General features: G+C 49.8%; 20 protein-coding genes and 2 tRNA genes. 3 read left to right on the top strand and 19 right to left on the bottom strand.

Going from position 1 to position 20,105, the window contains the following annotated elements; genetic code table 11:
* Positions 1-58: 58 nt before the first annotated feature.
* From glmS to WCV72_03210, 6 genes are all read right to left on the bottom strand, one after another.
* Positions 59-1,894: a glutamine--fructose-6-phosphate transaminase (isomerizing) gene (gene glmS, locus WCV72_03235; protein MFA6458375.1), complete on the bottom strand. Its 1,836-nt coding sequence runs from the start codon at positions 1,892-1,894 to the stop codon at positions 59-61.
* Between the two features lie 12 nt (positions 1,895-1,906).
* The gene (locus tag WCV72_03230) at positions 1,907-2,275 is read right to left on the bottom strand and encodes a four helix bundle protein (GenBank protein ID MFA6458374.1); all 369 of its coding nucleotides are present in this window, start codon (positions 2,273-2,275) and stop codon (positions 1,907-1,909) included.
* A 22-nt stretch (positions 2,276-2,297) separates the two neighbouring features.
* Positions 2,298-3,614, bottom strand: coding sequence for a phosphoribosylformylglycinamidine synthase I (gene purQ / locus WCV72_03225; protein ID MFA6458373.1), 1,317 nt, complete (start codon positions 3,612-3,614; stop codon positions 2,298-2,300).
* Positions 3,615-3,623: 9 nt separating this feature from the next.
* Positions 3,624-4,334, bottom strand: coding sequence for a M24 family metallopeptidase (locus tag WCV72_03220; GenBank protein ID MFA6458372.1), 711 nt, complete (start codon positions 4,332-4,334; stop codon positions 3,624-3,626).
* A gap of 12 nt (positions 4,335-4,346) precedes the next feature.
* Positions 4,347-4,421 (bottom strand) — tRNA-Arg (locus WCV72_03215).
* Positions 4,422-4,507: 86 nt separating this feature from the next.
* A tRNA-Gly gene (locus WCV72_03210) sits at positions 4,508-4,582 on the bottom strand.
* A 46-nt stretch (positions 4,583-4,628) separates the two neighbouring features.
* Here WCV72_03210 and WCV72_03205 point away from each other — a divergent pair.
* The 3 genes from WCV72_03205 to WCV72_03195 all read left to right on the top strand — a co-directional run bounded on the left by WCV72_03205 (position 4,629) and on the right by WCV72_03195 (position 7,183).
* Entirely contained in the window at positions 4,629-5,864 is a 1,236-nt protein-coding gene (locus WCV72_03205; protein ID MFA6458371.1) for a hemolysin family protein, read from the top strand.
* Between the two features lie 10 nt (positions 5,865-5,874).
* Positions 5,875-6,399, top strand: coding sequence for a DUF333 domain-containing protein (locus WCV72_03200; GenBank protein ID MFA6458370.1), 525 nt, complete (start codon positions 5,875-5,877; stop codon positions 6,397-6,399).
* Between the two features lie 325 nt (positions 6,400-6,724).
* On the top strand, positions 6,725-7,183 hold the full coding sequence (locus tag WCV72_03195) for a peptidylprolyl isomerase (GenBank protein ID MFA6458369.1): 459 nt from the start codon (positions 6,725-6,727) through the stop codon (positions 7,181-7,183).
* A 167-nt stretch (positions 7,184-7,350) separates the two neighbouring features.
* Here the strand turns inward: WCV72_03195 and fusA are convergent, their stop codons facing one another.
* The 13 genes from fusA to hisA all read right to left on the bottom strand — a co-directional run bounded on the left by fusA (position 7,351) and on the right by hisA (position 20,090).
* Positions 7,351-9,438, bottom strand: coding sequence for an elongation factor G (gene fusA, locus WCV72_03190; protein ID MFA6458368.1), 2,088 nt, complete (start codon positions 9,436-9,438; stop codon positions 7,351-7,353).
* Positions 9,439-9,498: 60 nt separating this feature from the next.
* Complete coding sequence (locus WCV72_03185; GenBank protein ID MFA6458367.1) at positions 9,499-9,885, bottom strand: hypothetical protein; 387 nt, start codon at positions 9,883-9,885, stop codon at positions 9,499-9,501.
* Positions 9,886-9,946: 61 nt separating this feature from the next.
* Complete coding sequence (locus WCV72_03180) at positions 9,947-10,321, bottom strand: hypothetical protein (GenBank protein MFA6458366.1); 375 nt, start codon at positions 10,319-10,321, stop codon at positions 9,947-9,949.
* A gap of 72 nt (positions 10,322-10,393) precedes the next feature.
* Positions 10,394-11,065 (bottom strand): queuosine precursor transporter, encoded by a 672-nt coding sequence (locus tag WCV72_03175; GenBank protein ID MFA6458365.1) that lies wholly within the window; start codon positions 11,063-11,065, stop codon positions 10,394-10,396.
* Positions 11,066-11,281: 216 nt separating this feature from the next.
* Positions 11,282-12,748: a sugar transferase gene (locus WCV72_03170; GenBank protein ID MFA6458364.1), complete on the bottom strand. Its 1,467-nt coding sequence runs from the start codon at positions 12,746-12,748 to the stop codon at positions 11,282-11,284.
* A 47-nt stretch (positions 12,749-12,795) separates the two neighbouring features.
* Positions 12,796-13,260, bottom strand: coding sequence for a nucleoside-diphosphate kinase (ndk, locus tag WCV72_03165; protein ID MFA6458363.1), 465 nt, complete (start codon positions 13,258-13,260; stop codon positions 12,796-12,798).
* Between the two features lie 58 nt (positions 13,261-13,318).
* Positions 13,319-14,719, bottom strand: coding sequence for a glycine--tRNA ligase (locus WCV72_03160; protein MFA6458362.1), 1,401 nt, complete (start codon positions 14,717-14,719; stop codon positions 13,319-13,321).
* 67 nt (positions 14,720-14,786) lie between these two features.
* Complete coding sequence (locus WCV72_03155) at positions 14,787-15,011, bottom strand: DUF4405 domain-containing protein (GenBank protein MFA6458361.1); 225 nt, start codon at positions 15,009-15,011, stop codon at positions 14,787-14,789.
* A 206-nt stretch (positions 15,012-15,217) separates the two neighbouring features.
* Entirely contained in the window at positions 15,218-16,006 is a 789-nt protein-coding gene (locus WCV72_03150; GenBank protein MFA6458360.1) for an undecaprenyl-diphosphate phosphatase, read from the bottom strand.
* A gap of 31 nt (positions 16,007-16,037) precedes the next feature.
* On the bottom strand, positions 16,038-16,874 hold the full coding sequence (locus WCV72_03145; protein ID MFA6458359.1) for a formyltetrahydrofolate deformylase: 837 nt from the start codon (positions 16,872-16,874) through the stop codon (positions 16,038-16,040).
* A gap of 43 nt (positions 16,875-16,917) precedes the next feature.
* Positions 16,918-18,711, bottom strand: a complete 1,794-nt coding sequence (locus WCV72_03140; protein ID MFA6458358.1) for a hypothetical protein — start codon at positions 18,709-18,711, stop codon at positions 16,918-16,920.
* 33 nt (positions 18,712-18,744) lie between these two features.
* Complete coding sequence (ruvA, locus tag WCV72_03135) at positions 18,745-19,305, bottom strand: Holliday junction branch migration protein RuvA (GenBank protein MFA6458357.1); 561 nt, start codon at positions 19,303-19,305, stop codon at positions 18,745-18,747.
* A gap of 59 nt (positions 19,306-19,364) precedes the next feature.
* Positions 19,365-20,090, bottom strand: a complete 726-nt coding sequence (gene hisA, locus WCV72_03130; GenBank protein MFA6458356.1) for a 1-(5-phosphoribosyl)-5-[(5-phosphoribosylamino)methylideneamino]imidazole-4-carboxamide isomerase — start codon at positions 20,088-20,090, stop codon at positions 19,365-19,367.
* Positions 20,091-20,105: the final 15 nt, after the last annotated feature.

The following is a 20,105-nucleotide window of genomic DNA, read 5'->3' as shown; positions in this document are numbered from 1 at the left end:
CTTCACCGTCACACTCTTCGCCCAGTCTTCACCCTTCGGGTTTCGGCGGGCTTCAGTTTTATTTAACAGTGACTGACTTCGCCAAATTCCGCGGCAGGTCGGGATTATTTTTCCGCAGCACGGCGAGGTGGTAGGCGAGGAGCTGAATCGGGATGATATTTACGATTGGCTGCGCGGCGCCGACGGCGGGCACGCGGATCCATTCATCGAAAAGGTCGTCATTCTTCGGCGAGACGCCGATGATGCGCCCGCCGCGCGCTTTCACCTCCGCGACATTTGACAGGACATCCGCGCGGAATTTGCCCATCGGGACGAAAGCGATGAGTGGTGTGCCTTTCGTAATCAGCGCGAGCGGTCCGTGTTTCAATTCTCCAGCCGCGAAACCCTCGGCGTGAATGTAGCTGACCTCCTGCAATTTGATCGCGGCTTCGAGCGCCATCGGATAGTCTGCGCCTTTGCCGATGATGTAGAGTGATTCGACCTTTTTGATTTTGCGGGCGATTTTTTCCAAGTGTGCGGAGTAGCGCGGATTCAGAAAATCATTGATTGAGCTGGCAGCTTCCGCCAAGACTCTTTTGCCTTCTTCGAGTTTGCCCGCGACGGTGAAAGCGAGCAGGGTCAAAATCGCGAGCTGCGCGGTCGTCGCTTTGGTCGAGGCGACGGCTTTCTCCACACCGGCATTCACCGGCAGGACGACATCCGATTGGCGCGCGACTGAGCTGCCGGCGACATTTACCACGCCGACAGTTTTCACTTTTTTCTGTTTGGCGATTTTGTAAGCTTCCAAAATATCGGCGGTCTCGCCGGACTGGCTGACCGCGATGAGCAGCGTGCGGTCGGTCAAAAAAGCTTCCTGCGTGTCGAACTCGCTGCCGAAAATCACATTCACATGGCGGCGCGCAATCTTCGCAAAAAGATATTCCGCGGTCGCACAGACTTTGCCGGCGGTGCCGCAGCCGATGAAAAAAGTCCCGAAACTTCGGCGAATCAATTCCGCGACGCGCTCGATTTGTTTCTCGTCTTGATTCAGTGCGCGCGTGATCGTTTCCTTTTGTTCGAAAATTTCCTTCAGCATGAAGTGCGTGAAGTCGCCTTTTTCCGCGCGGCTCGCTTTGAGGTCGATCGAGATCACGCGTTTCTTGATTGGGCGACCACTGGCGATTTCGAAAAAATGTCCGTGGAAATGGTCTTTCATCGGAGACTCCTCGATCTCGACTAGCTCGCCGTCGTCGAGATAAACCACATCGTGCGTAAAATCCAAAAAGGCGGGGACATCGCTGCCGATGAAGAAAGCCGAGCCATCGACTTTCGCCAAAAGTTTTTCGTCCGACTTCGGATAAAATTTTTCAATGCCGAGAATCAAAGGTGATCCGTTTCTCGCGGCGAAAAGTTTCGCTTCGCCGGCGATGGCCGCGACGAAAGCGAAGCGCCCGACTAATTTTTGCGCGGTTTTACGCACGGCTTCGCGCGGTGAATTTTTCCGCAAAAAGTCCGCAATCAAATTCGGAATCACTTCGGTGTCGGTCTCGCTCACGAATTTCACACCTTTTTTCTCGAGCATTTTGCGCAGCTCGGCGTGGTTCTCGACGATGCCATTATGCACGACGACGACCTTGCCATCGGCTGAGGCGTGCGGGTGCGCATTCACGCGATTCACTTTGCCGTGCGTCGCCCAGCGCGTGTGACCGAAAGCGAGATTAGTTTTCGCGAAAGTTTTGGCAGTCTCCTTGAATTCCGAAATTTTGCCGACGCTTTTCGAAACGCGGATTTTGTCACCAATCTTTTCGGCGAAGCCGAAAGAATCGTAGCCGCGGTATTCCAATTTTTTCAAACCATCGACGACGATTTTGCCGGCGTTGTCACGGTTTCCGAGAAAGGCAATGATTCCACACATAGCAGTAGGTAGTCAGTAGTTAGTAGTCAGTAGAATCTTTTTTCTTAGGGCAGTGAGCATTTTTTTAATTTCGACAATCTTTAGGTTTATCACTTCAGATTTTTCTTTTGGCAGATACTCCAACAAGAGTGCGATTAGGATTTGGGTTTCCAGTTCGCCAGCTGAGCCTTTGGCGATAATTAAAAAATTCGCAAAATCTTTTTTGGTTTCTCTTTCGTATCCTTCGACAATGTTTGAAGGAATTGAAACAGCGGCTCGGCGCATTTGTGAGGTTAGACCGAATTTTTCATTCGCTGGGAAGGTTTCAGTTGCTTTATAAATTTCGGCAACAAGAGTCATCGATTTTTGCCAAACGAGAAGTTTTTGAAAATTACTCTTCATTTTTAGGTAAAAAATCTACTGACTACAAACTACAAGCTACTAACTCCATAGCAGCTGGATGATGAAAAAAGTTCGCTGCGATGGCTTTTTCAAATTTCGCTTTTGCTTCTTCTGTGCCCCACAAAACTCCACTGGTGAAATTTCGGACGGCGGATTTGCCGAGCAGGTTATTCAAAGTTTGTTCGCGCGATTCGTCGAGACTGGCTTCTTTTTCGCGGGCGAGAATTCGATTTTTCGGTAGCGCGAATTGCGCGGCGACGAGTCCGTGGTCTTTGGAAAATTTCCACACCTTGCCAGCGAACTTCACAAAAACCTCTTCTTTTTCAGCATTTAATAAGCTGCCGCTGCGAATGATTTTTTCTAAATTGGTTTTTACTATTGGAGTTAACCCACGAGATATCTCGTGGGTTAACGAATTTGTGAATTGAAACCCAAACCATCTGAATTTCTCTAAATCCAGTTGAGCGGCGCGACCGACCGAGAGCGCCTCATTGTCCGTGATTTTTAGCTTCACGAAAAGTTCGACGTCAGTTTTTGGCGCAGCCAAAATTTTCGAAACCGGCGCAGCAAATTTAATTTTGCGCGCTTGGGGTTTCTCGACTTCGCCCAAGATCCAGCGGCGCATTGATTGAAAAATCGGATCGCCGATTGGCGTGCGCTCGGGATGCGGCATCAAGGCGCAGACATTGCCCGCCGCATTCGTCACACCGGCGAGATTCAGAATCGAGCCATTCGGATTCGTCGGGAATTCCGGCTGAATGTTTCCTTCTGCATCGCAGTAAACAAAAGCATTCAAATTTTCTTCCACGATTTTGCCAATCAAATCAGCGTCTTCCGAAAAAAAGCGTCCCTCGGCGTGCGCGACTGGAATGCGCAAATTTTCTTCCTCGAACTGATTGAAGGCATTGGCGCGATTTTTTTGCGGGCGGACAAAAACCCAATCGTTATAAAAATTTTCACCGACGACGGCACCATTTTTCACGCGGCGGTTGTGGGTGAGTGCGAGCGTCGATTTCCCAAATTCGAAATTCGGCACGAGTCCGGTCTCGACCAAGACTTGGGCGCCGTTACAAATTCCAAGCACCACGCCACCGCGCTTCGCCAGGGCAAAAACTTCTTTCAGCAGCGGATCTTTCGAAGCAATCAAACCGCTGCGTCCGCGGTCTTCGTAGCTGAAGCCACCGACCAAAATCGCACCAGCAAAGCTTTTCAAACTCTTCTTCTCGTTCCAGCGAAAATGCTCGGCGAGCATATCGTTGCGTACGACGGCACGTGCCGTCTCGAGCTCGCAGTTCGAGCCGGGGAATTGAATTACCGCGATTTTTGGCTGTTTTTGCACCAACGCATTTTAGCCGATTTTCAAAATTTTTAATTTTTTCGGGAAATGTGTGAGCAGCTCCGCGCCATTTTTCCCAACCGAAACAGTGTCCTCGATGCGGATGCCAAAACGATTTTTGAAATACAAACCGGGTTCAATCGTCAACACGTCGCCGAGCTTCAAGGTCGATTTGGATTTCGGTCCAATCTTCGGATTTTGGTGAATTCTTCTGCCGACGCCATGACCGAGTGAATGAACGAAATTTTTCGCAAATCCCCCCTGACCCCCCTTTGCGAAAGGGGGGAAGGTTACGGACTCAAAAAAATTCCGTGCGAACGCATCCAAATCTTTTCCTGTAATTCCGCTGCGTGTTTTGCGAATTCCCAATTTTTGCGCTGCCAAAACCGTCTCATAAATTTTTCGCTGAAAGTCGGTCGGTTCGGCTGTGAAAAAAGTACGCGTCAAATCCGAACAAAAACCGCCGACGCGAAAACCGAGGTCGATTTTCACGATGTCGCCAATCTTCAATTTTCGCCCAGTCGGGGAGTGGTGCGGCTCGGCTGAATTTTTTCCAAACGCGACGATGGGCGGGAAGGCGAGTCCGTCCGTTTTGGTTTTCGCAAGCTTCCGAATTTCCGCCGCGACTTCCATTTCTGATTTCCCGCGCCGCAAATTTCCAACGACTTCCGCGAGAATCGCATCGGCGAGTTTGCAGGCGGAACGAATTTTAATAAGATTCATCACAAAAATTTTTGGTGCTCCCGGCAGGAATCGAACCTGCATCACAAGTTCCGGAAACTTGAGTCCTATCCGTTGAACGACGGGAGCGAATTAATTAATCAATTCTCAATGAGTAAATAATTAAATTGGAGAACTTGTTTTGGCCTGCCAGTCGTAGCCCGAAGGGCGAAGACTGGAGCGAGCGACGGGAGTCGAACCCGCGTCTCGAGCTTGGGAAGCTCGCATAATAGCCGTTATACTACGCCCGCAGCCGCATTATTTTAGCCGAAATTGTGTTAAAATTGCGCCTACAAAATGTCCGAAGACCCTCATCTCTTTACCTACTTCACGCTTTTTGTCCTTCTAGTTTTGTCGGCGTTTTTTTCTTCGAGTGAGGTGGCATTCGTCTCGCTCTCGCCGGCGAAAGTGAAGGTGCTCGCCGAGCGTAAATCGCGTGCCTCCAAATTGGTCGTTGCGCTCAAGAGTCGTCCGCAGCGTTTGCTCGCGACGGTTTTGCTTGGCAACAATTTGGTCAATATTCTCGCGTCAGGTCTCGCGACGGTCGTTGCTACTGAAATGTTCGGCTCGTTCGGGCTCGGAATCGCAACCGGCTTGATGACATTTCTCATCCTAATTTTCGGTGAGATTTTCCCTAAAGCCTTCGCACAAAAATATGCCGAAAATGTTGCCCTGTTTTCTGCTTTTCCACTCACAGTATTCGAGAAAATTCTCACACCTTTCACCTGGACGATTGAAAAAACGCTCCATGCGCTTGGTGCTTACCATATCGAAAAAATTTCTGAAAGAGAAATTGTCGCAGCAGTTCATCTCGGGACTCAGAGTGGCGAAATCAAAGAGCACGAAAAAGAGCTGATTCAGAATGTGCTCGAATTTACCGATACGCGCGTCGATGAGGTGATGACGCCGCGGGTCGAAATCGCGGCAATCGAAAAAGGCATGACGGTCGCCGCAGTCGAAAAATTTTTCCACTCACATACTTTTTCGCGCCTGCCGGTCTTCGATGGCTCAGTGGATAAGATCATCGGTATTTTAAATTTCCGCCAACTCTTCGCCTGGCATGGTTTGCGTACGGCGCCAATCAAAAAATTGTCGCTCATCGAGCCGGTCTTCACGCCAGCGAGTCGGACGACGCGCTCACTTTTCAAAGAGCTACAGTCGCGTCACAATCATCTCGCCATCGTCGTCGATGAACACGGCGGCACGCTCGGGATCGTCACACTCGAAGACTTGCTCGAAGAAATCGTCGGCGAGATTGAGGACGAGCAGGACAGTGCGGCGGAAGAAATTGAAAAAATTAACGCACACACTTTGCTCGCTTCTGGCACGGCGCCGCTTGGTGAGATTGATGAGCTGCTCGGCACGAAGCTCGAGAAGGGTCGTTTCGACGGCAAGAGCGTGGCTTTCCTGCTGCTTGAGAAGCTAGCTAAAATGCCAAGGAAAAATGCTAAAATCCGCGTCGCCAATGTGGAACTTACGATTGAAAAAGTTCTCGGCAATCGTATTGAAAAGGTTAAAATCGAGAAAATTTAACCCCCAAAACATGAAAAAAACTTTGCTAGCTTTGTCGGTCCTCCTGCTCGCGGGTTGTTCGTTCGGCGATGTGGAACTTACGAAAGAGTCCACGGCTTGCGAGCTGAGCGGAAAAGCTTACGCCCCGGGCGAGCTGGTTCCACTCGGCGATGATTGCAATTCCTGCGTTTGTTCGGCTGCGGGTAAGCTCGAAAATTGCAGTGCCAATAAATGTGAAGCCGAGACTGGTCTCGCAAATCCAGCCGCGACCAAATGTCTGGTTGACGGTTTCGCCTACGAAATTCGGGCGGATGCGAATGGTGGTCAATTTGGCGTTTGCACTGATTCTGCCAACAAGGAATGTGACGAGTGGCAGTATTTCCGCGGCGAGTGTACGCTCGGGACAGCTGACGCAGCTCCGTTAATTCCAGCAGCGAGCGACCAAATCACAGTCGAAGAAAAAAGCTCCGACGCAACTACTCCTGCCGAGACAGTCACGCCAGCGGCTAGTTCAGACGAGGTTGTCGTTGAAGACGCAACTACTCCAGCTAATTAAATTAATTTTTACCATGCAGAAAAAATTTTTCTTTGCCTCCGCTTTTGTTTTCTTGCTCGCGGGTTGCGGCGCGGTACCAGTCGATCAGAGCGACGCTCCTGATAAATCCGACGCCGTCGTGTTTTGCACTCAGGATGCCAAAATTTGTCCGGACGGTTCCTCGGTCGGGCGCGTCCCGCCGGATTGTGAATTCTCACCTTGTTCCACTAACGCCTCTACCATGCCTGCCAAAACCATTTCACTCGGTGAAATTCCAGCTTATGACTGTGAAGCAAACTCTACGAAACAAGATCGCTGCGCAGTCGTCGGGGACACCGTCGCCAAAATGACGACCAGCCTCGGCGAAATTTGGCTACGACTCACGCCGGATCAGACGCCCAAAACAGTTGAAAATTTTGTCGGACTTACGGAACGCGGATTTTACGCTGGGCTGATTTTTCACCGCGTCATTCCAGACTTCATGATTCAGGGCGGCGATCCGCTGGGTACTGGCACGGGCGGGGAGTCGATCTGGGGCGGGGATTTCGCGGACGAATTCGTCCCGACACTTTCGAATATCCGTGGCTCCATCGCGATGGCGAATCGTGGCGCGAATACGAACTCATCGCAATTTTTCATCAATCAAGCTGACAACACTTTCCTCGACTTCAAACACACTGTCTTCGGACAGGTCGTCTCGGGCATGAGCGTCGTCGATCAAATCACGAATGTCGAACGCGATGCGAACGACAAACCAGCCATAGATGTGACGATGCAGGTGCAGGTGTTTAAAGTGGTGGAATAAAGATTTGAACGGTGTATTTCAAAACAGGTAGGGAACGCAGATCTGCGTTCCCTACGAGATTTGTTTAAATCTACGCAGGTTCGGATTCGTAAGCTGAATCACAAAAATAAAAACCCTGAGATCAGGGTTTTTATTTAGTTCAAAACAATAATCCCGGACGAAGAAAATTATTCTTTCTTGCCGCCGCCGCGCTTCTCAATAATCTTTTCAGCGACATTCTTCGGCACGGCCGAGTAGTGTCCGAATTCCATTGAGTAATTCGCGCGACCTTGCGTCATCGAACGCAAATCCGTCGCGTAGCCAAACATCTCAGCCAAAGGCACGATTGCGCGGATTACTTTCGCATTGCCACGATCAGTCATCTCATTGATCTGACCGCGTTTCGAATTCAAATTGCCCATCACATCGCCCATGAATTCCTCCGGCGTGGTGACCTCGACTTTCATGATTGGCTCGAGAATAGCTGGATTCGCCGAGCGGGCGCCTTTTTGGAAAGCTTGTGAGCCGGCGATTTTGAACGCCATTTCACTGGAGTCGACCTCGTGGTAGCTACCATCATAAAGCTCGACTTTCACATCGACGACCGGATAGCCTGCGCTGATACCGCGCGTGAGTGCTTCCTGAATACCTTTATCGACGGCGGGAATATATTCGCGGGGAATCTTGCCACCGACGACATCATTTACGAATTCATAACCTTTGCCCGGTTCCTGCGGAATCAAACGCATCAAGACATGACCGTACTGACCGCGACCGCCAGTTTGCTTGGCGTATTTCTCTTCGACTTCGACTGGCTTCGTAATCGTCTCGCGGTAGGCGACCTGTGGGGCGCCGACATTCGCTTCGACCTTGAATTCGCGTTTCATGCGATCGACCAAGACATCGAGATGCAATTCACCCATGCCCGAGATAATCGTCTGACCGGTTTCTTCGTCCGAGCGCACATTGAAAGTCGGATCTTCTTCGGCGAGGCGATTGAGCGCCATGCCCATTTTTTCCTGATCGGCTTTGGTCTTCGGCTCGATGGCAATCGAAATCACCGTCTCGGGGAAAGTCATCGCTTCCATCGCGACGCGGTGTTTTTCGTCGCAGAGCGTGTCTCCGGTTTTCGTTTTTTTCAAACCGACGACGGCGCCGAGACCACCGCAAGGTATTTCCTCGACTTCTTTGCGGTTATTGGCGTGCATCTGGAGTAAGCGACCGATTCGTTCTTTTTCGCCGCTGGCAGTATTGATCACATAGCTACCGGATTTCAAATTGCCCGAATAAACGCGGACGAAAGTGATCCGACCGACGAAAGGATCGGCGGCGATTTTGAAAGCAATCGCGACGACTGGCGCATTCGGATCTGGCTTCACCGGAACATCTTTTTCTTCATCATCGGCGTCGTGCGCTTTCCACTCGACTACATCGAGCGGCGAGGGCAGATAGTCATTCACTGCGTCGAGCATCGGTTGGACACCTTTATTTTTGAGCGAAGTGCCACAGAGAATTGGGTAAAATTCATTCTTGATGACCGCTTTGCGGATGCCTTTTTTCAATTGTTCGACCGTTGGATCTTTGCCTTCCATGAAAAGCTGCATCAATTCATCGTCGTGTTCGGCGACTTTTTCAATCAATTCGAGTCTCCATCTTTCGACATCGTCCTGCATCTCAGCCGGGATTGGAATCTCTTCCGTAATCTGACCTTCTTCGTCTTTGTAAATTATGGCTTTGCGCGTGATGAGATCGACGATGCCTTTGAAATCAGCCTCTGAGCCGATAGCGAGCTGAATCGGACTGGCTTTGGTCGAGAGGCGCTGCAAGATTGAGTTCACGGACATCTCGAAATCCGCGCCAGTTTTGTCCATCTTATTGATAAAACAAATGCGCGGAACTTTGTATTTGTCCGATTGTCGCCACACAGTTTCACTTTGTGGCTCGACTCCTTGGCTACCGTCGAAGACAGCGACGCCACCATCGAGGACACGCAAACTTCGTTCGACCTCGACCGTGAAGTCGACATGACCGGGAGTGTCGATAATATTGAGCTGGCAATCTTTCCAAACACAGTAAGTCGCCGCGGAGGTAATCGTGATGCCGCGTTCGCGTTCTTGCTCCATCCAGTCCATCGTCGCTTCGCCATCGTGCACTTCGCCGATTTTGTGCGTGCGTCCCGTGAAGAAAAGTACGCGCTCGGTCGTCGTGGTTTTACCGGCATCGATGTGCGCGATAATTCCGATGTTACGGATGTGAGTGAGGTCGAATTCAGCCATTTTTGAAAATTAAAATAAGCCGCGAGATTTTAAAGAAAAACTTTACTTTCGGCAAATTTGTTATTTAGATTTTTTACGAATTGTGAAGTTGATTGCAGCTCGAGCTTTCTTAAACGCTTCTGGGTAACAAGAGGCCGCAAGTCCTTGTTCAGCCTCGTTAATGGCTTTCCAATCCCTGCCATCTTTTTCAAGTGCGCCCGGTTTTAAAACAGGGCTAATTAAAGATCTTCGCATTCTTTTTCTCAAAATCGACCTTAATCTTCTAAGCAAGAGTAATTGTTCTTCTTCGTTTCTAAGCCTTGCCCAAGCTTCATTAAACACTACCAATGCAGAATTTTCATGACACCAAACATTGAAAAAGTGATCAATCTCTGTCTTTTTAGTTTCACGGTGCAGTTTCTCGCAAAAACCTTCGAATCGCGCAAACGGATTAAGGCTATTTTTCAAGCAATAAAAATTAAGGTGAGTGATTTTCTCACAATTTTTACTTTCGGCAAATTGCTGAGAATTAATCCAGCTGGACTCTAAGCTTCGGAGTTTTTCGCTTGAGGAGTATGGTGGTTGTCCCATCAGAATTTTCGCGCGGGCGTATGCCGAGCAGTTCGAGCGTGTCCCGATATGCGGCGATCAGCTCAGCTTCTTCTTCTCGTACTGACAAGAGTGCGAGATCAAGCATTTCGCTTGGTCCCTCTCGTGCAAATTCTTCGAGATCAGCGCAGATTTTTTTGCGCCATTTATTTTCACTAAATCTTTTACAAAAATCCCGCAAGGCAACTGGTGAAAGCTGAGTCGCAAAGGCGCGTTCGACTCTCTTTCTTAAGTTTTCAATTTGAGCTGATTCAGCTTCGGGTCGCTGATTGGTTGCAGGTTCAAGATTAGTCACCATTAAAATTTAGAGGTCACTGATTTTCTCATAAATTTTAGTTTTGTCAATAGATAGTGCTGCTGCGCATATTCAGATCTCTATTTTGAACGGATTGAAATTAGTTTTGCGATCGTAGTAATCTTCATTCTCCGCGCGTTTCAGCCAGGCGACGACGGCGTAAGTCAGCGGAGTCGCGAGCACTTCGACGCCGACTTTGAAAATATAATTCGAAATAATCACGGCGAGCAGAAGTTCATTGCTGAAAACTCCAGCGAAGGCGACCAGACAAAAAATGGCAGTATCGAGACCTTCACCGATGAGCGTCGAGCCAATCGTGCGCATCCAGAGATATTTTCCCGCAGTAAAAATTTTCAACTTGGCGAGGACAAAAGAATTCGTAAATTCGCCCGCGAAGTAGGCGAGCAGACTGGCGGCGACGATGCGCGGAGTTTGCCCGAGGATTGTCGCGAACGCAGCTTGTCCGGTCCAGTCGGCCGCGGCCGGTAAATAATTCACGATTGAGAGCACGCCGGCGAGCAGAGCGGCTGCCAAAAATCCCAGCCAAATCACGCGGCGGCTGCGCGCGTAGCCGTAAACTTCCGTCAAAATATCGCCGAAGATGTAAGCGAGCGGGAAGAGTAGAGTTCCGCCGTCAAAAGAAAAAGGACCGAAGGCCACAATCTTGGTCGAAGCGATATTCGAAATCAAAAGCACGGCAACGAAAATTGCCGTGATGGTGTCGAGGTGGCGGTAGGAGCGCATTGGTAAGAATTAAGTTTGTAAGAACTAAGGAATAAGGATTAAGAACTAAGTTAGTAAGAATTAAGAATTAAGCTGGGATATCAGTGCAAATGTTTTTGGAGTTCGCTTTCATTTTTCATTTCTAATTTTAGCCTAGCGGCAAACCGCTAACTTCAAATTGGGAACAGTTTTAAATTAGCGCAATAAGACTGCAGCTTTGTTTTCCGTCCGCTGCTTTTACTCGCGGTGACTGGGGAAAAGCACGACACCGATTGTTTTCCAGAGAATTTTCAAATCCAGCCAAATGCTCCAGTGCTCGATGTACCAAGTGTCGAGCGCGACTTCTTCCTCGAAGTCGAGATCGCTGCGACCCGAGATTTGCCCGAGTCCCGTGATGCCCGGCTTGATGCCGAGGACGCGCCGATGGTGCGCGCGGTATTTCGCGACTTCCTCGGGGAGGTGCGGTCGCGGTCCGACGAGACTCATTTTTCCGGTCAAAACATTGAGCAGTTGCGGTAATTCGTCGATCGAATATTTCCGGATGAATTTTCCGACGCGCGTGATGCGGGGATCATTCTCGATTTTCACGAGCGGAGAATTCCGGCGCGTATTTTGCGCCGCCAATTCGCGCGAGTAGCGCAGTGAGTCCGACTTCGCACGCATCGAGCGGAATTTCACGAAGCCAAAAGCGCGACCATGTTTGCCGACGCGGACGACTTTCGAGCCATCGTCTTTACGAACGAAAAAAACCGGGCCGCGCGAATCGAGCTTGATGGCGATGGCAGTCACGAGCCAAATCGGCGCGGTCAAAATTAAAAAGAACAAACTACCGCAGAAATCAAAAATTCTTTTGCCGACGCGACCCCAGCCGTTGAGCGGTGTCGGGCGCAGCGAGATCAGCGGAATGCCTGCCACCTCATCGACTTCGACATTCTTCTGCGGGACTTCCAGCAGGTCGGGAACGAAAGAAAAACCGATGTGATTGACGCGGCAAAACGCGAGCAACTCGCGCATTTTTTCGTGCGACAATTTCCGACTCGCCAAAATAATTTCGCCAATCTCGCGTCGGCGCACGATTTTTTCCAAATCGGCGAGTTCGCCAATCGGATTTTTCGGAAAGGCGTGCGGCAGCTTCCCTCCCGAGCGGAGTCGAGGGCTGGCTACCTCGACGAAGCCAGCGAAGCGGAAGCGCGGATTGCCCGCGAGGAAATTACCCAGTACGAGCGAATTCGGATTCGTCCCGATTACCAAAATTTTCGTCACGCCGATGCCGGCTTGCCAAAAAATTCTTTGGAAAAAACGCACCAAAATCCGTCCCGCCAAAATAAATAAAACGCTTAAAATTCCGACATAGGCGAGGGCGAGGCGTGAGAAGAAGAACTCGCGGCGGAAGAAAAAATAAGCCGTCAAAATTAACAGCCAGGCTGCGACCAGGAAAATTATTTGGCGAAAGTCGCGTCCCAAATTCCGCGAGCGCATGCGGTACATTCCGTTGACCGCGAAAATCAAAATCAGTCCGCCGCTCGCGAGTGCGACCAATTTAGTGAAGTCGCCGAAATCCAGATTCGTGTTGGCGGGTGATTGAAAATTCGCCAGGAAAGTTGGGTTGAGACGGATGGCGCGCGCGACGAAAAACGCACTCGCGGTCGCGACAAAATCAGTCGGCAGGCGGAGTGCGTTAAAAAAAATTTCGGCTCGTTTCACCACCAAAGAATTAAGGACTAAGGACTAAGGATTAAGTTTTCCCAATCTTAATTTAATTCATCTTTTGAATAAAGCACGCCGAATTCCTCGTCGGCTGGATCGACCAATTCCTCTGCCGTGAAAAATCTTTTGACCTCGATTTCTGCTGACTCCGGCGAATCGGAAATGTGGACGAGATTGTTTTGAATCGAGACTGCGAGATCACCGCGGATCGTGCCGACTTCCGCATCGCGGGCATTCGTCGCACCTGCCATTTTGCGGGCGACCTCGGCGGCGTTGACGCCACGCAAAGCTAAAACAACTACCGGCGTGCGTTGCATCGCGGCGACGATTCCCGGGAAAAAAGGCTTGTCTTTCAAATGTCCGTAATGTTCAGTCAAAAGTTCAGTCGAGAGTTTCATTTTTTTAATCGCGACAATCTTGAGTCCGCGTTTCTCGAAGCGAGAAATAATTTCGCCGACGAGACCGCGCAGCACGCAGTCTGGTTTGAAAATTACGAGAGTGGTTTGCATGGAATTAAATATTAAATATTAAATAATAAATATTAAATCATAAGTTTGTTGCGGGAGTTTAGTTTGCGAGTTTCGTTTTTACAAACTCGACTAGTTTGGAAATTTCAATCTCGACTTGTTCGAGCGAGTCGCGGTCGCGGACGGTTACGCAATCTTTTTTACATTGACCTTCGGCATTTTCGCCGATGGTGCCGAAGTCGACTGTCACGCAGAGCGGCGTGCCGATTTCATCCTGGCGGCGATAGCGTTTGCCGATGGATTGCGTCTCGTCGTATTCCGTGCGGAATTCTTTTCTCAGCAGGTCGTAAATTTCTCGCGCTTTTTTCGTCAGGTTTTCTTTCTTCGAAAGTGGCAAAACCGCGACTTTGATTGGCGCAATCTTCGGATCGAATTTCATCACGACGCGTTTTTCGCCATTCACTTCGTCCTCAGTGTAGGCGTCGAGCAAGACAGTCAGCACTGTGCGGTCGCAGCCGAAGCTTGGCTCGATGCAGTGTGGCACGAATTTCGCATTCGTCTCAGGATCGAGATAATCCATTGATTCGCCCGAAAATTTCGCGTGCTGTTTCAAGTCAAAATCCGTGCGGTAGGCGAGTCCCTGAAGTTCGCCCCAGCCCCAGGGAAATTTGTATTCGATGTCTTTCGTCAGCTTCGAATAATGCGAAAGCTCGGCATCATCGTGTTTGCGCCAGCGTAAATTTTCTCCATTGATTCCGAGCTTCGCGAAAAAATCCCAGCTCGCTTGCTCGAGTTCCGGATAAATTTTCTCCCAATCTTTCTCCGCGCAAAAATACTCGACTTCCATTTGCTCGAATTCGCGCGTGCGAAAAGTAAAGTTGCCCGGCGTGATTTCGTTGCGAAAAGCTTTCCCAATCTGCGCGATGCCGAAGGGCAGGCGCTTGCGACTCGAATTCAAAACATTTTTAAAATTCACAAAAATTCCCTGCGCTGTCTCCGGCCGCATGTAAATCTCTCTCTCTGAATCTTCCGTCACGCCCTGCGAAGTGCGGAACATGAGATTGAATTGTTTCGCCTCCGCCCAGTCGCATTTGCCGCAGTCGGGACACGCGATTTTTTCCGCCAAAAGTCGAGGCGTGACATCGACGAGGGCGATGCCAGCGATAGCTTCGATGCCGAGTTTTTCTTCGAGCAGTTTATCGCCGCGGTGTCTTTTTTTGCAGGCTTTGCAGTCGACGAGCGGATCAGAAAAATTCGAAACATGGCCACTCGCTTCCCAGACTCGTGGATTCATCAAGATCGCAGCATCGACGCCGACGACATCATCACGATTCGTCACCCAAAAATCCCACCAAATTTTTTTCACATTATTTTTCAGCTCTACGCCGACTGGTCCGTAATCCCAGGTGTTCGCCAGTCCACCGTAGATTTCCGAGCCGGGGAAGATGAAGCCGCGTTGTTTGCACAAGCTTACGATTTGCTCAAGGGAAGTTGCTGACATAGGGAAGTATTAAGTTAGTAAGGACTAAGGACTAAGGACTAAGGATTAAGTTTGTAAGGAGTAAGGATTAAGTTTTTTTTCGGAAAGAGGCACGGATTTCTGTGAGATACATTTTTGCGTTTAAAATTAAATGCAGTGCTGCAAGTGCGATGAAGGTCCAGCCGATTATTCTGTGCGGTTCGCCCCAAGCCTGAAACGATCCGAATTCGAGACCGAGGCTGCTCGCGACGATTCCGATGAAGCTCAATGCTAGCGCAGTCGATAGGACGGCGCGGATTTTGGTGATTAGCATTTTCACGAAGTTTAAAAAATACTCGAAACGATTGCTCGTCCCGAGTCCCGATTTACACCGGGAGGTTCCACTCGGATTTCCCCCGCCACGGCAGGGGACACTTTCAGGTTGCGACGATTTGGTGCCAATTTCCAAACCGAAAAGATTTTAAACTAATTGTTGCCCCCAGAAAAGTCTCTCCTTGTTCGGCAGGACTTAATCAATTTTTACTGTAAATACAGGAATGCGATGATGCCGAGCCCGAGCGCGATACGATACCAGGCGAACCAGCGGAAGTCGTGTTTTTTCACGAAGGCGAAGAAAAGTTGCAGTGCCGCGAGCGCGACTGCGAATGAGACGCCGAAAGCAATCCAGAAATTGGCATCGACCGAAAGCTGGCTTTCTTGATTCAGTACGACTTCATAAAACGTCGCCGCACCGAGGACGGGAATCGCGAGGAGGAAAGAAAACTCTGTCGCTGTTTTGCGCGAGAGTCCGGCGAAGATGCCGCCGTAGATTGTAGTCAGCGCACGCGACGCACCTGGGATGATTGAGAGAACTTGGGCGCAGCCGATGGCGAACGCTTGTTGCCAGCGCATTTTGCGAATGTCGTCCGCTTGTTGCACCGATTTTTTTTTGCCGAAAAAATGTTCAGCCAGCAACATGAAGATACCGCCGATGAGAAGTGTGGCAGCGATGACGGGGAGCGAGAAAAGCTGCTGCGTGATGAATTTGTGCAGGAGTAGTCCGACGACTGCGGCAGGGATGAAAGCGATAATCAAATTCACCAAAATTTTGAAAAATGTGTCGCGTCGTAAGAAACTCAAAATCAGGCGCCATTCGAAAAAAATTACAGCCAGGATGGCGCCGCTCTGCATGGCGATTTCAAACGCCGCCGCCGTTTCGTCGAGTCCGAGTAATTTGCCGGCGAGAATCAGATGCGCCGTCGAAGAAATCGGCAGAAACTCGGTCGCGCCTTCGACGATGCCGAGAATTGCAGAATCAAGGAATTGCATAAATGGTGAAAATTAGCTGGAAATATAGCGTTTAACGGAAATGCACTTTGCCCCACTGCATGTAAAGCTTGTCTTTCGAGTAGAGCTCGCAGGCGCGGGTCAGGACTTTCGCCTCGAGTTTTTGTCCGCGCTCGCGGATTTTTTCAATCGGTTCATTTTTCTTCACGCGAAAAGCGTCTTGGCAAATGACTGGACCGCGGTCGAGATCAGTCGTCACGAAGTGCGCCGTCACGCCGACGATTTCCACGCCAGCTTCGAGAGCTTGGTCGTAGGGTCGCGCACCGGGGAAGGCGGGGAGCAGCGAGGGATGGATATTAATCACGCGACCCTCGAAACGCGCGACGAATTCCGGCGAGAGAATTTGCATGAAGCGGGCGAGGGCGACGAAGTCGGCATTAAACCTTTTCAAAATCGCGACCATTTTTTTCTCGCGTTCTTCCTTGCTCGCGCCATCGGCGAGCTGAAAAGGAATTTCGAGTTTCGCCGCCAGGTCTTTCAGTTGGGGACGATTGCCGATGATGACGACCGGCTTGGCGCGAATTTTCCCAGTCTCACAATTTCGCACAATCTCCTCGAGACAGCGCGGTTCGCGTGTCACCAAAATTGCGAGATTTTTCACTTCGCGGGTGTCGTGCAACTTCGCGCGAATTTCGAGATCCAAGTCTTTGGCGCAGCGCTGTAACTCCTTCGCCAGTTTTTCGAAGTTTACTTTCGAGACATCGGCGGCGAGCACCATCGAAAAAATTCCGTTCACGACTTTCTCGTCGAGCGAGACGATGTTCACGCCGTTTTCGAAAAGCGTAGTTGTCGTCTTTGCGATAATTCCTGGGCGGTCGGGTCCGGCGACGGTGATAGTGGCGAGCTTCATCTCAAAAAATGCAGGGACTATTTAGTGCTTTTTTCTAACAAAATTATTCCGTCGGCGTGGTTTCAGTCGTCTCGGTGGTTGGTGTGAGAGCAGGCGTTGCGGTCGCCTCAGCAGTTCCGGTTGTTGGTGCGACTTCGATAAATTCAGTTAGCGGGTTATTTTTATTTGCATCCTCTTTCAGCATCTCTTCCTCGATTGTCTGTGTTTCGGATTCTGTGAACTCAATGTTCAAAAATTTAGTCAACTCTGACTCGGGACGGGAAATGCGATTGGGGTCGTCGGTCGGGACGATTAATTCATTATTTTCAGGTACATCCTCGGTCGAATCTTCCGTTTGTGTTAAGCGCGCCTCATTGGCGAGCCAAACACGATAAGCATCTTCGTCGAAAGGACTTTCATCTTGGAGACTGGCGAGGAAAAGTATGCGACTGCGAAATTCATTGCCGGCGGCTGCAATCATCTCAAGTGAGCTTTGATCGAAAACCTTACTGGCGCGTGCGAGCAGGCTGGCGAGCTCTTTGAGTGTGCTGCCAGACAGTGTTTTGCGACCGGCTTTCACCAACACATTGACGAGACTGAGTTGGTCCGTGACCGCATTGGCGAGATCGTGATTGTCGATGATCCGCGCAGTGTTGATTGCAGACCACGCGCTAATCCAGTCTTCAGTCGTGCTTTGTGGGTTAATTTTCAAAATCGCAAGCAGCAAGCGCGCGCTGGTTTCGTCGGCAGCCTCAATTTTACTTTTCGCTTGTGTCAAAAATTTTTCAGCTTGATTTGCATTAGTCGGATCGTTTCGGATTAACATTAAATCACGGTTGATTTTTTCTTCTGGTGGAAGATCTTTGACTTCAGCGAAACTTGCCAAGGGCGCGGATAGCTCGCTGAGGTGTGAGATTTTTTCTTTTAATAATGGCGGGAGTGAGATTGGGGTAAAGAGCCGCGTGTAAAATGCGGCACGCGCGGCGATGGGTTGCAGCAACGCGCGTTTCTTTTGGTCGGTTGTGGCAATCAAGCTTTGAAACTTACTGGCATCTCCGTTGCTCGCGGCGGCGAGTGCGCCAGCAAATTGCTTGGTGTAAAAAACAATCTTTTTTTCAGTGCTGAAAATTAATTTTTCTTTTAGGAAATCGAGAATTTTATTTGTTGCTCCTGCCGGCAGTTTTGCCAAAAGTTGACTGGTCAACTGGCTCTCACTTTCGAAGCGGCTGGAAAATGTTCCAATTTTGCTGCGCCAAGCTGCGATGCGTGCAATCTCGTCGCCCGTCGCAAAAATTTCGGCGATTGTCTCATCATCTAAATTAATCTCCTCATTGGCGAGGAGCACGCCAGTAAAGGTTTCAGAATTGGCAGCATTAACAAAAGTCAACTGTGCTTCGCCGGAAAGTACACGAATCGAAGTTGAATTTTTTTCAGCACTGACATTTTTTTCAAAAACCAGACTGCCGCCGTGATTGGTCACAGCGATGCGGTCATCGAGCAGCGTCAGCTCCGTGCCGAAGATTAGATTGACTGCGAGGATGCTGCCAGAATTTACGCGGGCGCGCATCGTGTCGAGCAGATTGGTGTTTGGGTTGAATTCTGCTGAAACTAGCTCGAGGGCGGAGTCCTCAGTCGCGAGCTGCAAAATTTCATATTTACCGAGCGTCAAATTTCCCTTCCCGGCGATTGACCCGCCAGCGTTGATCTTTGTAGCTTCGTTCGTGTCCGCACGGGTAAAAGTTATTTCGGTCGAATTTTGTAGTGAGCCAGAGCTTGATAAAAAACTAATGGCGAAGGCGAGACCGCCGAACGAAATAATTATTCCAGCGATTATCGTGATAATTTTGCGAGCGTTCATTGTAATTGATTAAATTACCAGAATTTTAGCAGTTTAGGCATTTTGTAAAAACCACTTTACGATATTTTCCGGCTTAACGATCTCATTTGGCTTTTGCGCCAAAATACCCAGGACCATTTTTTTTGTGTAGCCGAGTCCGACGAGCGCGTCCAAAACTCCCGCATCAATTTCCGAATCATCCGGAACTTCAGGATCGCCGCCGGTGATTTTGGGCTTTAGTTCCAGCACAATGCGCGCGGCGGTTTTTTTGCCAATGCCGGGAGTTTCCGCGAGTTTCGTCGTGTCGCCACTCGCGATAATTTGTCTTAATTTAGTGGCGGGAGTTTCCAAAATCTCGAGTGCGGTTTTGGGTCCGACACCATTGACCGAATTCAGCAGTTCGAAAAATTCTAAATCTTCCTCAGCCTCAAAACCAAACAATGAAATCGCGTCGCTCGTTTGGTGGCTGTGAATCCAGAGTTTTTTCGCGTCGCCGACTTTGGCAATTCCCAAAATTTTCGAATTCGCCCAGATTTCATAACCGACGCCGCCGACCTCGAGAATCAGCCGCTTGCCGCGAATTTTCAGAACGGTGCCGCGGAGAAAGCCAATCATTAGGAAGGATTATAAACCCCGAAGGGGCACCTGCGGGGGAAAATAAAGAGCTTTAAGGATTATAAGGATTGTTTAATTTCACTGACGGAAATTTTGTCTTCGTACAAAGCCTTGCCGAGAATCGCGCCTTCACAACCAATCTTGCGTAAAATTTCCAAATGGGCGAGATCGGTGACGCCGCCACTCGCGATGACTTTCAGCTTGGTCGTTTTCACAAGTCGTTCGTTCATGTCGAAATTCGGGAAAGTCAGCGTGCCGTCGCGGGCGATGTCTGTGTAAATAATGCGCGCAACGCCAAGATTTACGAGCTTTTCCGCGAAGTCGAGTACATCTATCTCGGTCGCGCTTTCCCAGCCGCGCGTCGCCAGCTTCGTGCCGTCTTTGCGCGCGTCGAGTCCGACCACGATTTTTTCGCTGCCAAATTTCTGCAAAAATTCTGCCAAAAGTTCGGGCTGCTCGACGGCGAGCGTCCCGAGAATCACGCGGTCCACGCCGATGGCAAAAAGTTTCTCTGCATCTTCGATTTTGCGCACGCCGCCACCGACTTCGATGGGGATTTTGACCGACGCACAAATTTTCGCGATTGTCCGCAAATTAATCGGCTCGCCTTTGCGTGCGCCGTCGAGATCGACGACATGAATGCGGTCACCGCCTTCATTTTCGAAAACCCGGGCTTGCTCGGACGGAGAGATTTCGTATTCTGTTTTCTGCTCGAATGAGCCTTTGTAAAGTCGCACGCAGCGCCCATGGATTAAGTCGATGGCTGGGATAATTTGAAAAGACAAAAGGTTAAGGGCGAA

It is taken from the genome of Patescibacteria group bacterium (assembly GCA_041665585.1).
Classification (GTDB): Bacteria; Patescibacteriota; Gracilibacteria; order JAHISY01; family JAHISY01; genus JAHISY01.
The sequence above is the reverse complement of the archived record's forward strand: the minus strand, read 5'-3'. Positions and strand labels throughout refer to the sequence as shown.

Coding starts and splice junctions, on each gene's coding strand:
- WCV72_03230 (MFA6458374.1), bottom strand. CDS start 2,275: ATGAAGAGTAATTTTCAAAAACTTCTCGTTTGGCAAAAATCGATGACT.
- WCV72_03200 (MFA6458370.1), top strand. CDS start 5,875: ATGAAAAAAACTTTGCTAGCTTTGTCGGTCCTCCTGCTCGCGGGTTGT.
- WCV72_03155 (MFA6458361.1), bottom strand. CDS start 15,011: ATGCTAATCACCAAAATCCGCGCCGTCCTATCGACTGCGCTAGCATTG.
- ruvA (MFA6458357.1), bottom strand. CDS start 19,305: ATGATTGGCTTTCTCCGCGGCACCGTTCTGAAAATTCGCGGCAAGCGG.
- WCV72_03150 (MFA6458360.1), bottom strand. CDS start 16,006: ATGCAATTCCTTGATTCTGCAATTCTCGGCATCGTCGAAGGCGCGACC.
- WCV72_03205 (MFA6458371.1), top strand. CDS start 4,629: ATGTCCGAAGACCCTCATCTCTTTACCTACTTCACGCTTTTTGTCCTT.
- ndk (MFA6458363.1), bottom strand. CDS start 13,260: ATGCAAACCACTCTCGTAATTTTCAAACCAGACTGCGTGCTGCGCGGT.
- WCV72_03220 (MFA6458372.1), bottom strand. CDS start 4,334: ATGAATCTTATTAAAATTCGTTCCGCCTGCAAACTCGCCGATGCGATT.
- WCV72_03160 (MFA6458362.1), bottom strand. CDS start 14,719: ATGTCAGCAACTTCCCTTGAGCAAATCGTAAGCTTGTGCAAACAACGC.
- fusA (MFA6458368.1), bottom strand. CDS start 9,438: ATGGCTGAATTCGACCTCACTCACATCCGTAACATCGGAATTATCGCG.
- glmS (MFA6458375.1), bottom strand. CDS start 1,894: ATGTGTGGAATCATTGCCTTTCTCGGAAACCGTGACAACGCCGGCAAA.
- WCV72_03145 (MFA6458359.1), bottom strand. CDS start 16,874: ATGAAGCTCGCCACTATCACCGTCGCCGGACCCGACCGCCCAGGAATT.
- WCV72_03175 (MFA6458365.1), bottom strand. CDS start 11,065: ATGCGCTCCTACCGCCACCTCGACACCATCACGGCAATTTTCGTTGCC.
- WCV72_03195 (MFA6458369.1), top strand. CDS start 6,725: ATGACGACCAGCCTCGGCGAAATTTGGCTACGACTCACGCCGGATCAG.
- WCV72_03140 (MFA6458358.1), bottom strand. CDS start 18,711: ATGAACGCTCGCAAAATTATCACGATAATCGCTGGAATAATTATTTCG.